This is a genomic window from Streptomyces rubrogriseus, from assembly GCF_027947575.1.
GTDB classification, from domain to species: domain Bacteria; phylum Actinomycetota; class Actinomycetes; order Streptomycetales; family Streptomycetaceae; genus Streptomyces; species Streptomyces rubrogriseus.
Genome location: NZ_CP116256.1, coordinates 7390023 through 7402429, shown reverse-complemented (window position 1 = coordinate 7402429; position 12407 = coordinate 7390023). Strand labels below are relative to the sequence as shown.

The 12407-nt window shown below is 71.9% G+C and carries 10 protein-coding genes and 2 pseudogenes; 9 read left to right on the top strand and 3 right to left on the bottom strand.

Annotation, left to right across the window (positions count from 1 at the left end):
• The first annotated feature begins 6 nt into the window (after window positions 1-6).
• A pseudogene (locus tag Sru02f_RS33155) lies at window positions 7-1154 on the top strand (diguanylate cyclase domain-containing protein).
• Window positions 1155-1271: 117 nt separating this feature from the next.
• Window positions 1272-2810: a histidine ammonia-lyase gene (gene hutH / locus Sru02f_RS33150; RefSeq protein ID WP_109033122.1), complete on the top strand. Its 1539-nt coding sequence runs from the start codon at window positions 1272-1274 to the stop codon at window positions 2808-2810.
• Between the two features lie 139 nt (window positions 2811-2949).
• On the opposite strand, the gene Sru02f_RS33145 is transcribed toward hutH, so the two are convergent.
• Window positions 2950-3279 (bottom strand): hypothetical protein, encoded by a 330-nt coding sequence (locus Sru02f_RS33145; RefSeq protein WP_174855143.1) that lies wholly within the window; start codon window positions 3277-3279, stop codon window positions 2950-2952.
• Between the two features lie 109 nt (window positions 3280-3388).
• On the opposite strand from Sru02f_RS33145, the gene Sru02f_RS33140 reads away from it, so the two are divergent.
• The 4 genes and pseudogenes from Sru02f_RS33140 to Sru02f_RS33125 all read left to right on the top strand — a co-directional run bounded on the left by Sru02f_RS33140 (window position 3389) and on the right by Sru02f_RS33125 (window position 7567).
• A complete protein-coding gene (locus tag Sru02f_RS33140; RefSeq protein WP_167469662.1) occupies window positions 3389-3742 on the top strand; it encodes a hypothetical protein in 354 nt (117 codons plus the stop codon).
• A gap of 232 nt (window positions 3743-3974) precedes the next feature.
• Entirely contained in the window at window positions 3975-5219 is a 1245-nt protein-coding gene (locus Sru02f_RS33135; RefSeq protein WP_109033496.1) for a L,D-transpeptidase, read from the top strand.
• A 149-nt stretch (window positions 5220-5368) separates the two neighbouring features.
• A pseudogene (locus Sru02f_RS33130) lies at window positions 5369-6851 on the top strand (ABC transporter permease).
• Window positions 6852-6883: 32 nt separating this feature from the next.
• The gene (locus Sru02f_RS33125) at window positions 6884-7567 is read left to right on the top strand and encodes an ABC transporter ATP-binding protein (RefSeq protein ID WP_109033125.1); all 684 of its coding nucleotides are present in this window, start codon (window positions 6884-6886) and stop codon (window positions 7565-7567) included.
• Between the two features lie 24 nt (window positions 7568-7591).
• Here the strand turns inward: Sru02f_RS33125 and Sru02f_RS33120 are convergent, their stop codons facing one another.
• Complete coding sequence (locus Sru02f_RS33120; protein ID WP_109033126.1) at window positions 7592-8113, bottom strand: carboxymuconolactone decarboxylase family protein; 522 nt, start codon at window positions 8111-8113, stop codon at window positions 7592-7594.
• Window positions 8114-8293: 180 nt separating this feature from the next.
• On the opposite strand from Sru02f_RS33120, the gene sigJ reads away from it, so the two are divergent.
• Window positions 8294-9229, top strand: coding sequence for an RNA polymerase sigma factor SigJ (sigJ, locus tag Sru02f_RS33115; RefSeq protein ID WP_109033127.1), 936 nt, complete (start codon window positions 8294-8296; stop codon window positions 9227-9229).
• Window positions 9230-9250: 21 nt separating this feature from the next.
• Here sigJ and Sru02f_RS33110 read toward each other — a convergent pair whose 3' ends face one another.
• Window positions 9251-10129 carry a helix-turn-helix domain-containing protein gene (locus Sru02f_RS33110; RefSeq protein ID WP_109033128.1) on the bottom strand — a complete coding sequence of 293 codons (879 nt, stop codon included), beginning with the start codon at window positions 10127-10129 and terminating at the stop codon, window positions 9251-9253.
• Between the two features lie 168 nt (window positions 10130-10297).
• Between Sru02f_RS33110 and Sru02f_RS33105 the strand changes: the two genes are divergently transcribed.
• The gene (locus tag Sru02f_RS33105; protein WP_109033129.1) at window positions 10298-11338 is read left to right on the top strand and encodes an NAD(P)-dependent alcohol dehydrogenase; all 1041 of its coding nucleotides are present in this window, start codon (window positions 10298-10300) and stop codon (window positions 11336-11338) included.
• A 175-nt stretch (window positions 11339-11513) separates the two neighbouring features.
• The gene (locus Sru02f_RS33100) at window positions 11514-12305 is read left to right on the top strand and encodes an SDR family oxidoreductase (protein WP_109033130.1); all 792 of its coding nucleotides are present in this window, start codon (window positions 11514-11516) and stop codon (window positions 12303-12305) included.
• The last annotated feature ends 102 nt before the right edge of the window (window positions 12306-12407 follow it).

Sequence of the window (12407 nt, the reverse complement as noted above, 5' to 3'; positions counted from 1 at the left end):
GGAGTGATGGGTGACGACAGGCGGCTCGCGGCCGTGGTGGCGCTTGCGCAGGGGATGGCCGCCGCGCACAGCGCGCGGGAGGCGTGGCGGGCGGCGGCCGTCGGCGGGTGCCTGGCGCTGGGCGGCAGCTTCGCCGCGCTGTCGGTGTGGGAGCGGGAGCTGGGGCGGCTGCGGGTCCTCGTGAACGTCGGCCGGCGGGCCGAGGACGAGGAGGAGTTTCCGGAGGACGAGTCCTACCCGGTGCACCAGTTCGCGGAGATCACCGAGTTCCTGCACGAACGCTGGGCCGGCGGCGGGGAGCCCGACGCCTGGGTCGAGACGGCCGAGGGCCCGCCGCCGGACGCCCCGGCTACGTCCACCAGCGGGTCGCCGCCCTGCGCCGCCGGGGCCGCGGCTGCTGCGTGGTCGCGCCGATCGTGCTGCACGGGCGGGCCTGGGGCGAGCTGTACGTGGCCCGGCCGGTGGGGGAGCGGGTCTTCGAACGAGGCGACGCCGACTTCGCCACCGTACTGGCCTCCGTCGTCGCCGCCGGGATCGCGCAGACCGAGCGGCTGGAGGAGGTCAGGCGGCTCGCGTACACCGACGCGCTCACCGGGCTGGCCAATCGGCGCGCGGTCGACGCCGCGCTGGACGAGGCCGTGGAGCGGCACCGCGAGGAGGGTGTCGTCGTCAGCCTCGTCGTCTGCGACCTGAACGGCCTCAAGCGGGTGAACGACACGCACGGCCACGCCGTCGGGGACCGGCTCCTGGAGCGGTTCGGGTCGGTGCTGTCGCTGTGCGGGGCGATGCTGCCGGGGGCGCTGGCCGCGCGGCTCGGCGGGGACGAGTTCTGTCTGCTCGCGGTCGGGCCGCCCGCCGACGCCGTGGTCAAGGCGGCCGAGGAGCTGTGCCGCCGGGCGGCCGAGCTGGAGCTGGGGGACGGCGTGGCCTGCGGGGTCGCGTCCACCGAGGCCCCGGTCGGGTCGGTGCGTTCCGCCCGCCGGCTGTTCCGGCTCGCGGACGCCGCCCAGTACCGCGCCAAGGCCGAGCGGGCGGCCGGGCCGGTCGTCGCGGGGCGCGAGGGACCCGACGACCCGGTCGTGCGGCTCGCGGACGAGCCCTCCCGGGCGGAGGACGGGGAGCGCAGGAGGTTCCGCGGGCGGCACTCGCCCTGACGCCGGACCCGGCAAGGGTGCGGCGAGGCGGGCGGTAAGGGGCGCAGCCCGCGCGCATCCGTGACGCATCCCCTCGTGACATCATCGAATTCACTGCGTACGCTCCTGAATATGGATATGCACACTGTGGTGGTGGGGACGTCGGGGGTCACCGCGTCCGACGTTCTCGCCGTGGCGCGCGCGGGCGCCCGGATCGAGCTCTCCGAGGAGGCGGTGGCGGCCCTCGCCGCGGCCCGCGGCATCGTGGACGCGCTGGCCGCCAAGCCGGACCCCGTGTACGGCGTGAGCACCGGCTTCGGCGCCCTGGCGACCCGGCACATCAGCCCCGACCTGCGGGCTCAGCTCCAGCGCAACATCGTCCGCTCGCACGCCGCCGGGATGGGCCCGCGCGTCGAGCGCGAGGTGGTCCGCGCGCTGATGTTCCTGCGGCTGAAGACCGTCTGCTCCGGCCACACCGGGGTCCGCCCGGAGGTCGCGCAGACCATGGCCGACGTGCTCAACGCCGGGATCACCCCGGTCGTGCACGAGTACGGCTCCCTCGGCTGCTCCGGCGACCTCGCCCCGCTCTCCCACTGCGCGCTGACCCTCATGGGCGAGGGCGACGCCGAGGGTCCCGACGGCACCGTACGGCCCGCCGGTGAGCTGCTCGCCGCGCACGGGATCGCCCCGGTCGAGCTGCGCGAGAAGGAGGGCCTCGCCCTCCTCAACGGCACCGACGGCATGCTCGGCATGCTGGTCATGGCCCTCGCCGACCTCGACACCCTCTACAAGTCGGCCGACATCACCGCCGCGCTGACCATGGAGGCCCTGCTCGGCACCGACCGCGTGCTCGCCCCCGAGCTGCACGCCATCCGCCCGCACCCCGGGCAGGCCGCCAGCGCCGCCAACATGGCCGCCGTGCTGAAGGGCTCCGGCCTGACCGGCCACCACCAGGACGACGCCCCCCGCGTCCAGGACGCCTACTCGGTGCGCTGTGCCCCGCAGGTCGCCGGTGCCGGACGCGACACCATGGCGCACGCCGGTCTCGTCGCCGAGCGGGAGCTGGCGGCGGCCGTCGACAACCCGGTGGTCCTGCCCGACGGGCGCGTCGAGTCCAACGGCAACTTCCACGGCGCCCCGGTCGCCTACGTCCTGGACTTCCTCGCCGTCGCCGTCGCCGACCTCGGCTCCATCGCCGAGCGGCGCACCGACCGGCTCCTGGACAAGAACCGCAGCCACGGCCTGCCGCCGTTCCTCGCCGACGACCCGGGCGTCGACTCCGGCCTGATGATCGCCCAGTACACGCAGGCCGCCCTGGTCGGCGAGCTGAAGCGGCTCGCCGTACCGGCCTCGGCGGACTCCATCCCGTCCTCCGCGATGCAGGAGGACCACGTGTCGATGGGCTGGTCGGCGGCGCGCAAGCTGCGCACGGCCGTCGACAACCTGGCGCGCGTGATCGCCGTCGAGCTGTACGCCGCCACGCGCGCGATCCAGCTCCGCGAGGGCCTGACCCCGGCGCCCGCGTCGCAGGCCGTCGTCGAGGCCGTACGGGCGGCCGGTGTGCAGGGTCCGGGACCGGACCGCCACCTGGCGCCCGACCTCGCCGCGGCGGACGCGTTCGTGCGCGCCGGGCACCTGGTCGCGGCCGCGGAGAGTGTCACGGGGCCGCTGCGCTAGCGGGCGGTGGTGACAGGTCCGAGGGGGCCCGGCGCGGCGCCGGGCCCCCTCGGACCGTCTCCGGGCGCACCGGACGGCCGGACGGATCCGCCAAGGGGCCTTCCGACGGTCAAGAAAGCCAAAAGAACGTCAAGTTCTCTCAAAGGCCGAGGCGTTCCCGGCGGACCGAGTAGCCCACGAAGCCGGCGCCGAGGCCGAGGCAGAGGGCGCCGCCGACGACGTACGGGGTGCTGTCGAAGCTGCCGGTGTCGGCCAGCCGGGTGGTGCCCTCGCCGGTGGCCGCCGTGTCCGTGGACGCGTCGGCGGAGGCGGCTCTCGCCTGGGCGGTGACCTGCGGAGACGGGGTCGCGGCGGCGGATTCGAGCACCGGTGTCTCGGGTGTCGCGTTCGCCGACGGGACGAACCACAGGGCACAGAGCAGGCCGCCCGCGGCGGCGGCGGTCAGCAACGAACGGCGAGCGGATGACACGGAATATCGATCCCCTTGTGGCGCTGGCGAATTGGCCGTGTGGGCAGATGTTAGTGAAAGGCGCGGGTCACAGGAAAGTCACGGGAGCGGTCGGCCTTACGCTCCGGGCATGAGCACTCCAGAGACATCACGGTTTGTACGTATTCGCGTCGAGCTGGTGCTAGAGATCGACGACGAGGAGGCCGTCACCGGGGCCGCCCTGCAGGCCCTCGCCGACGACACCGACCTGTCCGACGCGGAACGGGCCGACTCCGAGCACGCTGTGACGGAGGACACCGCCGAGGCACTGGCGCATCTCGTGGACCCGTTCGACCTGGTCAGCGTGGTGCCCGGGGTCGAGCTCCAGCAGGCCTCCTGGAGCAGTGAGCAGATCGACTACGACCCCGACTCGCCCGAGTGGGACCTCGACGAGGATGATGGCGGCGAGAACGACCCGGAAGACGAGGAAATGACGGTCGGCTGACGCGGTGTGGGGAAATTCCTGACCCCGGGCGGCAACCGCCGCCCGGGGTTTCGTCGTCTCACGGTGCGCACTGACCGACACCTCCCCGCACCACCTCCTGCCTCCGGGCGGCAAACGTGGCATGCCCCACACCCGTGAGCGATGTGGAACGGGACGAACCGGTCGTAGCGTTGAAAGTTATTGACGGGGTATCTCGGGGTTTCGGGAATCGGCAACGATGGAGAAGCGTGTGATGACGGACGGTAAGCGGCGCAAGGGCCTGGCGGCCGCGTCCGCACTGCTCGGCGGTGTGCTGGTGCTCTCGGCATGTTCCAGTAGCGACGCCGACACCTCCGGGGGTGGGGACAAGACGTCGCAGGCCGAGGTCGACGAGGCGGCGGCCAAGAAGACGTCCGAGGCACAGATCAAGATCACGCCCAAGGGCGGCTCGGACAACGCCTCCATCAACAACTCCGCCGGCGTCACCGTGAGCAAGGGCACGCTCACCGAGGTGAAGATGACCGCCTCGGACGGCACCGAGGTCAAGGGCGAGATATCCGCCGACAAGACCAGCTGGAAGCCCGGCGGTCAGCTGGAGCGCGCCACCAAGTACCAGATCACGGCGACGGCGCAGGACTCCGAGGGCCGCGCCGCCCACGAGAACGCGTCGTTCACCACGGTCTCCCCCCAGAACAGCTTCATCGGGACCTTCACCCCGGACGACGGCAAGACCGTCGGCGTCGGGATGCCCGTGTCGATCAACTTCGACAAGCAGATCACCGACAAGGCCGCCGTCCAGAAGGGCATCACGGTCAACAGCAGCAGCGGCCAGGAGGTCGCCTGCCACTGGTTCTCCACCCAGCGCATGGACTGCCGCCCCAAGGACTACTGGCAGGAGGGCTCGACCGTCACCCTCAAGCTGGCCCTCGACGGCGTCCAGGGCGCCGACGGCGTCTACGGCGTCCAGCAGAAGTCGGTCACCTTCAAGATCGGCCGCAACCAGGTCTCCTACGTCGACGCGAAGACCAAGCAGATGAAGGTCACGCAGGACGGCAAGACGGTCAAGACCATCCCGATCTCGGCCGGCTCCCCGGACAACAAGACCTACGAAGGCCAGATGGTGATCTCCGAGAAGTACAAGGAGACCCGGATGGACGGCTCGACCGTCGGCTTCACCGACGACGACGGCAAGGGCGAGTACGACATCAAGGACGTGCCGCACGCCATGCGGCTGAGCACCTCCGGCACCTTCATCCACGGCAACTACTGGGGCAAGGGCATCTTCGGCAGCGTCAACACCAGCCACGGCTGCGTGGGCCTGGCCGACGCCAAGGGTGCCAACGACCCGAACACGCCCGGCGCCTGGTTCTACAACAACTCGATCATCGGTGACGTGGTCGTCGTCCAGAACACCGGCGACAAGACCATCGCCCCGGACAACGGCCTCAACGGCTGGAACATGGACTGGGCCCAGTGGAAGGCGGGTTCGGCGGTCTGACGCCGAACTCCCCCAGGGCCGCGGCCACTTCGCACGGGCGCCCGCCACTCCCCGCAGGGGAGCGGCGGGCGCCCCGCCTTTCCCGGCTTCTCATCCTTCTCTTACGCGGGCCTTACCCCTTCATCACGGGCCGTCCTTACGTTGCGGCCATGTTCTTCACGTACCTGAGGCGCGAGCTGCGCCGCCGCCGAAAGGCGGCCCTCGTCGTCGCCTCGGGCCTGGCGCTGGGCATCGCGCTGGTCATCGTCGTCGACTCCGTCTCCTCCGGGATGAGCCGGGCCCAGGACAAGGTCCTGGAGTCCCTGTACGGGCTCGGCACGGACATGACGGTCACCAAGGCCGCCGAGGCATCCTCCGGCGGCACCGCCGAACGGCCGCGCTTCCGCTTCGACGCGCAGGACGACGGCTCCGAGGAGGAGCAGAGCACCGACCGCGTCATGGTGCAGGGCTTCCAGTCGCTGGCGAGCACGACCGTCGGCAAGGTCGCCGGGCAGAGCGGCGTCGCCGACGCGGTGGGCGGCCTGAGCCTGCAAGTCGTCAAGGTCAGCGGCGAGTTCTCCCGCGGCCAGTTCCAGCAGGACGGCTCGGGCGGCGGCGCGGGCCAGGGCGGCGGACCGGGCGGCGGGCAGTCGCCGCAGGGCCGCGTCCAGGGCGGCGGCGCCGACTTCGACGTCAACAGCTACTCCGTCTACGGCACCGACGTCACCGAGCCCGCCCTCGGCCCGCTGACCACGTCCACCATCACCAGCGGCCGCACCTTCGAGGAGTCGGAGACCGACGCCAAGGTCGCCGTCGCCGACTCGGCGTACGCCAAGGAGAAGAAGCTCGAGACCGGCAGCACGGTCACCGTCAAGGACACGAAGTTCGAGATCGTGGGCATCGCCACGGCGGACAGCGGCGACGCGGCGGCCGACCTCTACCTGCCGCTGAAGCAGGCCCAGACGCTGGGTGACGCGAAGGACAAGGTCACCACCATCTACGTCAAGGCGACCGACTCGCAGCGGATCGACGGCGTCAAGTCCGCGATCCAGAAGAACGTCCCCGGTACCACGGTCACCACCTCCGCCGACCTCGCCGACACCGTCTCCGGCTCCCTGTCCACCGCCTCCTCGCTTGCCACCGGCGTCGGCAAGTGGCTGTCGATCGTCGTCCTCGTGGCCGCCTTCCTGGTCGCCGGTCTGCTCACCTCCTCCGCCGTCTCCCGCCGGGTGCGCGAGTTCGGCACGCTCAAGGCGCTCGGCTGGCGCTCGGGCCGGGTCACCCGGCAGGTGATCGGCGAAGCCGTCGTCAACGGCCTGGTCGGCGGCGCCCTCGGCATCGCGCTGGGCCTCGCGGGCGCGTACGCCGTCACCGCCGTCAGCCCCACGCTCCAGGCCCAGTTGGGCGGCGGCACGGGCGGTGGCGGGGGTGCGGGCGGTGCCGGCGGCGGCTTCGGCGGAGGCGGCCTGGGCGGCCCCGGAAGACAGGCGGCCGCCAAGACCCTCGACATCGCCCTGACCGCACCCGTCAGCCTCACCACCATCGCCCTCGCGGTCGCCCTGGCCGTGGTCGAGCGGGCTCGTCGCCGGCGGCTTCGGCGGCTGGCGCGCCTCACGGCTGCGCCCGGCGGACGCCCTGCGCCGCGTCGAGTAGCTCCACCTTCCCCGTACTCCAGGAGTCGCACCATGTACGAACTCAGCGGCGTCACCAAGCGCTACACCCGCGGCAAGGCCGCCGTGCACGCCCTCGACGGCGTCGACCTGACCATCGCCGACGGCGACCGGCTGGTCATCCAGGGCCCCACCGGCGGCGGCAAGTCCACCCTGCTCCAGATGCTGGGCGCCCTCGACCGGCCCAGCTCGGGCCGGATCGTCCTCGACGGCACCGACCTCGCCACGCTTCCCGAGGCCAGGCTGACCCGGGTGCGCAGCGAGAGCATCGGCTTCGTCTTCCAGTCCTTCAACCTGATCCCGACCCTGACCGCCCAGGAGAACGTCGAGACCGCCCTGGTCCCGCTCGGCGTCAAGGCGAAGGAGCGGCGCGAGAAGGCCGCCGAGGCCCTGGCCTCCGTCGGCCTCGGCGAACGCCTCGGCCACCTCCCCGGCGAGATGTCCGGCGGCCAGCAGCAGCGCGTCGCCATCGCCCGCGCCCTGGTGAAGCAGCCGAAGGTGCTCCTCGCGGACGAACCCACCGGAAACCTCGACGAGTCGACCCGTGACGAGATCATGGACGTGCTCGACCGCATGTGGAAGGAGCTGGGCCTCACCTTCGTCATGGTCACCCACGACTCGGCGATCGCCCGGAAGGCCCCCCGCGTGGCCACCATCCGCAAGGGCCGCATCACCGTCAAGGAGAACGCCTCGGCTTGACGGTGTGCGGCCGGCGACGGGCCGTCAGTCGGTGTAGTTCCTCCCCGGGGGCCGGCCGGGCACCGGCTTGCCGACGAGGGCGACCGGGGTGAACAGGCTGAAGTGGCCCAGGGCCATGGTGAGGTTCCAGATCTCGTCGGTGTCGTAGTGCCGGGACAGCCGGGCGAACAGGTCGTCACTCACCCGGTCCCCGAACGGGTTCGGGGTGAGGACGGCCTCCGCGAGTTCCAGCGCGGCACGCTCGGGATCGGTGAAGCAGGGGGCGCTCTGCCAGGTCGCCACGGCCGTGATGCGCCGCTCCTCCTCACCGGCCTTGCGCAGGGCGTCGGTCGCCGCGACGCCGTGGTAGGTGCTGCCGATCACCTGTGCGGTGCGCAGGCGCATCAGGGCGAGGGTGGCCTGCGGGACCGGGCCGTTGCGCAGCGCCTTCTGCACGGCGGCGGAGAGGGCCGTCAACTCCGGGTAGAGCCCGGTGGGGTCGGGCAGGCGGGACCGCGTCCCGTCCTGCTCCGCGGCGGTGGTGGTCGTGTCCTCGGTGGTGGTCATGGCGGAGACGCTCCTTCGAGTCGGTCGTTCGTCCTTTCCCTCTCCGACACCGTGGCGCCCCGAAGTGTGAGCCCGTGCCCCGGACCAAGGCCTCCGGCCCGCTTGTCACAGACGGCCGCGCTGTCGCGTCGTAGGGGAGTGAGGACACGCGCGCACGCGGCAGAAGGAGCGTCGGAGGCAATGACCACCCGATCCGCAGCAACGACCACCCGATCCGCGCCGGTCACCGGCGAGCGACGGCAACTGATCAACGTGGCCTACCGGATGCTCGGCTCGCTGGCCGACGCGGAGGACGCCGTCCAGGAGGCGTACGCCCGCTGGTACGCGATGCCCGCGGACCGGCGGGAAGCCGTCGTGTCCCCGGGGGCCTGGCTCACGACGGTCGTCAGCCGGGTCTGCCTCAACCACCTGCGCTCCGCCCGGACCCGGCGGGAGCACTACGTAGGTCAGTGGCTCCCCGAGCCGCTGGCCGACCCCGCCGAGCGGACCGCCGCACGCACACCCGGCATCGCCTCCGACCCGGCCGACCTGATCACCCTCGACGAGTCGGTCGGCATGGCCTTCCTGGTCGTCCTGGACTCGATGTCCCCCGCCCAGCGGGTCGCCTTCGTCCTCCACGACGTCTTCCGCTATCCGTTTCCCGAGGTGGCCGGGATCGTCGGCCGCACGCCGGCCGCCTGCCGCCGGCTGGCGTCCACGGCGCGCCGGGCGATCCGCACCGCGCAGGAGACCGCCGCCACGTCGACGGCGCAGGACGCGGTCGTCGTACGCGATCTCAAGCGGGCCTGGGAGACCAACGACGTCGACGCGCTCATCCGGCTCCTCGACCCCGAGGTGACCGCGGTCGGCGACGGCGGCGGTGTGGTGCGCACCCTGGAGCACCCGCTGCGGGGCAGCGAGCCGATCGCGCGCGGACTGCTCCGCTTCGGCCCGCGGCAGTCCGGGCAGACGCTGCTCGAACGCACGGTCAACGGGCGGCCCGGCCTGGTCGGCTGCCAGGACGGCACCGTCGTGACGGTGTACTCCTTCGGCGTCCGGGACCACCGCGTCCGCCACCTGTGGGCGATGCGCAACCCCGAGAAGCTGCGCTCCTGGGCGACGGCCCCGGCCGCGTGAGCCGGCGGAGGCCGGGCTCCGTCACGCCGACAGTGAAGCCGCCGCGTCCGTCCCCCAGCTCGCCAGCAGGCGCAGTGCCTCCGCCGACGGTGAGCCGGGCTCCGCGTGGTACGTGATGAAGGCCTGTTCGTCGTCGTCGACCAGGCGGAACGTCTCGAAGGACAGGGTCAGGTCGCCGACCAGCGGGTGCCGCATCCGCTTGACGCCGTAGCTCTTCTCCTTGACGTCGTGGGTGGCCCACAGGCGGCGGAACTCCTCGCTCTTCACGGAGAGTTCGCCGACCAGAGCGGACAGGCGCGGGTCGTCCGGATGGCGGCCCGCGTCCATGCGCAGGAAGCTGACCATGTCGTACGCCTTCTGGTCCCAGTCGACGAACAGCTCGCGGTAGTCCGGGTTCAGGAAGACCAGCCGCGCCCAGTTCCGCTCGGCGGCCGGGAGCTTGCCCCAGTCGCCGAAGAGGGCCGCGGCCATCCGGTTCCAGGCGAGGATCTCGGAGCGGCGGCCCGTCACGTACGCGGGCACCGTGTCGATCGACTCCAGCAGCTGGAGCAGCGCCACCCGTACCGGTCGCTGCTGGCTCCGGCCCGCCGACGCCCGCCTGCGCTGCTGCTTCGGCTTCGCCAGGTGGGTCAGGTGGGCCTGCTCCGCGTCGGTCAGCCGCAGCGCGCGGGCGATGGCGTCCAGGACCTCCGCCGACACGTTCTGCCCGTTGCCCTGCTCGAGGCGCGTGTAGTACGCCACCGAAACCCCGGCCAGCTGCGCCAGCTCCTCGCGCCGCAGCCCGGGCACCCTGCGCTGCCGTCCGTACGACTCCAGACCCACGTCCTCCGGCTTGAGCCGGGCCCGCCGGGTGCGCAGGAACTCGCTCAGTTCGGCCCGCCGGTCAAGCTGTCCATCCATACCCTCCAGTATCACCGGACGTATTCCCGGTCGTACGCACATGAGCCTGTCCCCGTCGGTGGTACGCACGCCGGTCGTACGCAAAGCCGTGGTCTGGGTGGATCCGCAGGTCGCAGGCAGGGTGGAAGCATCACCCAGTCACGTCAAGAGAAACCCGGAGAACCCGGCATGACCACTGTCGCCGCGTACGCAGCACCCGCCGCCAAGGCACCGCTGGAGCGCACCACCATCGAGCGGCGCGAGGTGCGGGAACACGACGTCCTGATCGACATCAAGTTCGCCGGCATCTGCCACTCCGACATCCACCAGGTCCGCGAGGGCTGGGGCGAGGCCATCTTCCCGATGGTCCCCGGCCACGAGATCGCGGGCATCGTCTCCGCGGTCGGCCCCGGTGTCACCAAGTTCGCCGTCGGCGACCGGGTGGGCGTCGGCTGCATGGTCGACTCCTGCCGCGAGTGCGAGAACTGCAAGGCCGGCCGCGAGCAGTACTGCACGGGCGGCAACGTGATGACGTACAACGGCGTCGGCAAGGACGGCGAGCCCACCTACGGCGGCTACTCCGAGAAGGTCGTCGTCGACGAGAACTTCGTCCTCGGCATCCCCGAGGGCATCTCCCTGGACGAGGCCGCGCCCCTGCTGTGCGCCGGCATCACCACGTACTCCCCGCTCAGGCGCTGGAACGCGGGCCCCGGCAAGAAGGTCGCCGTCGTCGGCCTGGGCGGCCTCGGCCACATGGCCGTCAAGCTCGCGCACGCCCTGGGCGCCGAGGTGACCGTGCTGTCGCAGTCCCTGCGCAAGAAGGACGACGGTCTGAAGCTGGGCGCCGACCACTACTACGCCACCAGCGACCCGGCCACCTTCGAGGAGCTGGCGGGCACCTTCGACCTGATCGTCTCCACGGTCTCCGCGCCGCTCGACTTCGGCGCCTACCTGGGACTGCTGAAGACGGAGGGCACGCTGGCCAACGTCGGCGCCCCCGAGGAGCCCGTCTCCCTCAACCTGTTCGCGCTGCTCGGCGGCGGCAAGTCGCTGACCGGCTCCATGATCGGCGGCATCGCCGAGACCCAGGAGATGCTGGACTTCTGCGCGGAGCACGGCATCGGTGCCGAGATCGAGCTGATCGCCGCCTCCGAGATCAACGAGGCCTACGAGCGCGTCCTGTCCAGCGACGTGCGCTACCGCTTCGTGATCGACACCGCGACGATCTGATCCCTCCCGGGAGAGCCCGGGGAAGTTTTCTCGGATTACTCCCCGCTCCCTGTCACACAGCCGCCCCGCCCCGGGTCATACCGCCACGACACACACGGCGGACGTCCGGGCGGGGCGGCCGTGCTTCGGCACCGGCCCCGCTCCCCGGACGCCACGGACACCGGGAGCAGCAGCCATGACGCACCACGCCTCGACCCCCAGCACGCCCCTCCTGGTCACCGGAGGCACCGGCACCCTCGGCGGCCACGTCGTCCCGCTGCTGCGGGAGGCCGGCCACGACGTCCGCGTCCTCACCCGGCAGACCCGCCCCGCCACCGGTCACGGCGTCACGTACGTCACCGGCGACCTGCGCACCGGTGAGGGCGTCGAGGCCGCCGTCGACGGCGTGCACACCGTGCTCCACCTGGCGGGCGGCCCCAAGGGCGACGACGAGGCGACCCGCACCCTGGTCCGCGCCGCCGCCCGCGCGGACGTACGGCACCTCGCGTACATCTCGGTCGTCGGAGCCGACCGCGTCCCCCTCGCCTGGCTGCGGACCAAGCTGGAGTCGGAGCGGGCGATCGCCGACTCGGGCCTCGGCTGGACGGTGCTGCGCGCGGCCCAGTTCCACGAGCTGACCCTGACGATGATTGAGAAGATGACCCGGCTGCCGGTGCTCCCGGTGCCCGGCGGGCTGCGTCTGCAACCGGTGGCCGCCCGCGAGGTCGCCGTACGCCTGGCCGAGCTGACCCTCGCCGAGCCGTCCGGCCGGGTGCCCGACCTGACCGGACCCGAGGTCCTCGATCTGGCCACGCTGGCCCGTTCCTATCTGGACCTGCGCGGCGGGCGCCGGCGCCCGAAGCTGCCGGTGCGCATTCCCGGGAAAGCGGGGCGCGCGTACCGTTCTGGCCAGAATCTCACGCTGGAAGACGCGCTGGTCGGCAAGGTGACGTGGGCCGAATTCCTGGCGGAGAGGGCGGTCGTATGAGTTCTCCCGGCCTTTCTGGCCGAAAGTCGGCGTAGCTGAAGAATATGCGCATGACAACAATTGCAAAGTGGACCAAAACCTTCTCCCCCTCCTCCGCAAAGG

Coding starts and splice junctions, on each gene's coding strand:
- sigJ (WP_109033127.1), top strand. CDS start 8,294: ATGACCACCCGATCCGCAGCAACGACCACCCGATCCGCGCCGGTCACC.
- Sru02f_RS33140 (WP_167469662.1), top strand. CDS start 3,389: ATGAGCACTCCAGAGACATCACGGTTTGTACGTATTCGCGTCGAGCTG.
- Sru02f_RS33120 (WP_109033126.1), bottom strand. CDS start 8,113: ATGACCACCACCGAGGACACGACCACCACCGCCGCGGAGCAGGACGGG.
- Sru02f_RS33125 (WP_109033125.1), top strand. CDS start 6,884: ATGTACGAACTCAGCGGCGTCACCAAGCGCTACACCCGCGGCAAGGCC.
- Sru02f_RS33135 (WP_109033496.1), top strand. CDS start 3,975: ATGACGGACGGTAAGCGGCGCAAGGGCCTGGCGGCCGCGTCCGCACTG.
- Sru02f_RS33100 (WP_109033130.1), top strand. CDS start 11,514: ATGACGCACCACGCCTCGACCCCCAGCACGCCCCTCCTGGTCACCGGA.
- hutH (WP_109033122.1), top strand. CDS start 1,272: ATGCACACTGTGGTGGTGGGGACGTCGGGGGTCACCGCGTCCGACGTT.
- Sru02f_RS33105 (WP_109033129.1), top strand. CDS start 10,298: ATGACCACTGTCGCCGCGTACGCAGCACCCGCCGCCAAGGCACCGCTG.
- Sru02f_RS33110 (WP_109033128.1), bottom strand. CDS start 10,129: ATGGATGGACAGCTTGACCGGCGGGCCGAACTGAGCGAGTTCCTGCGC.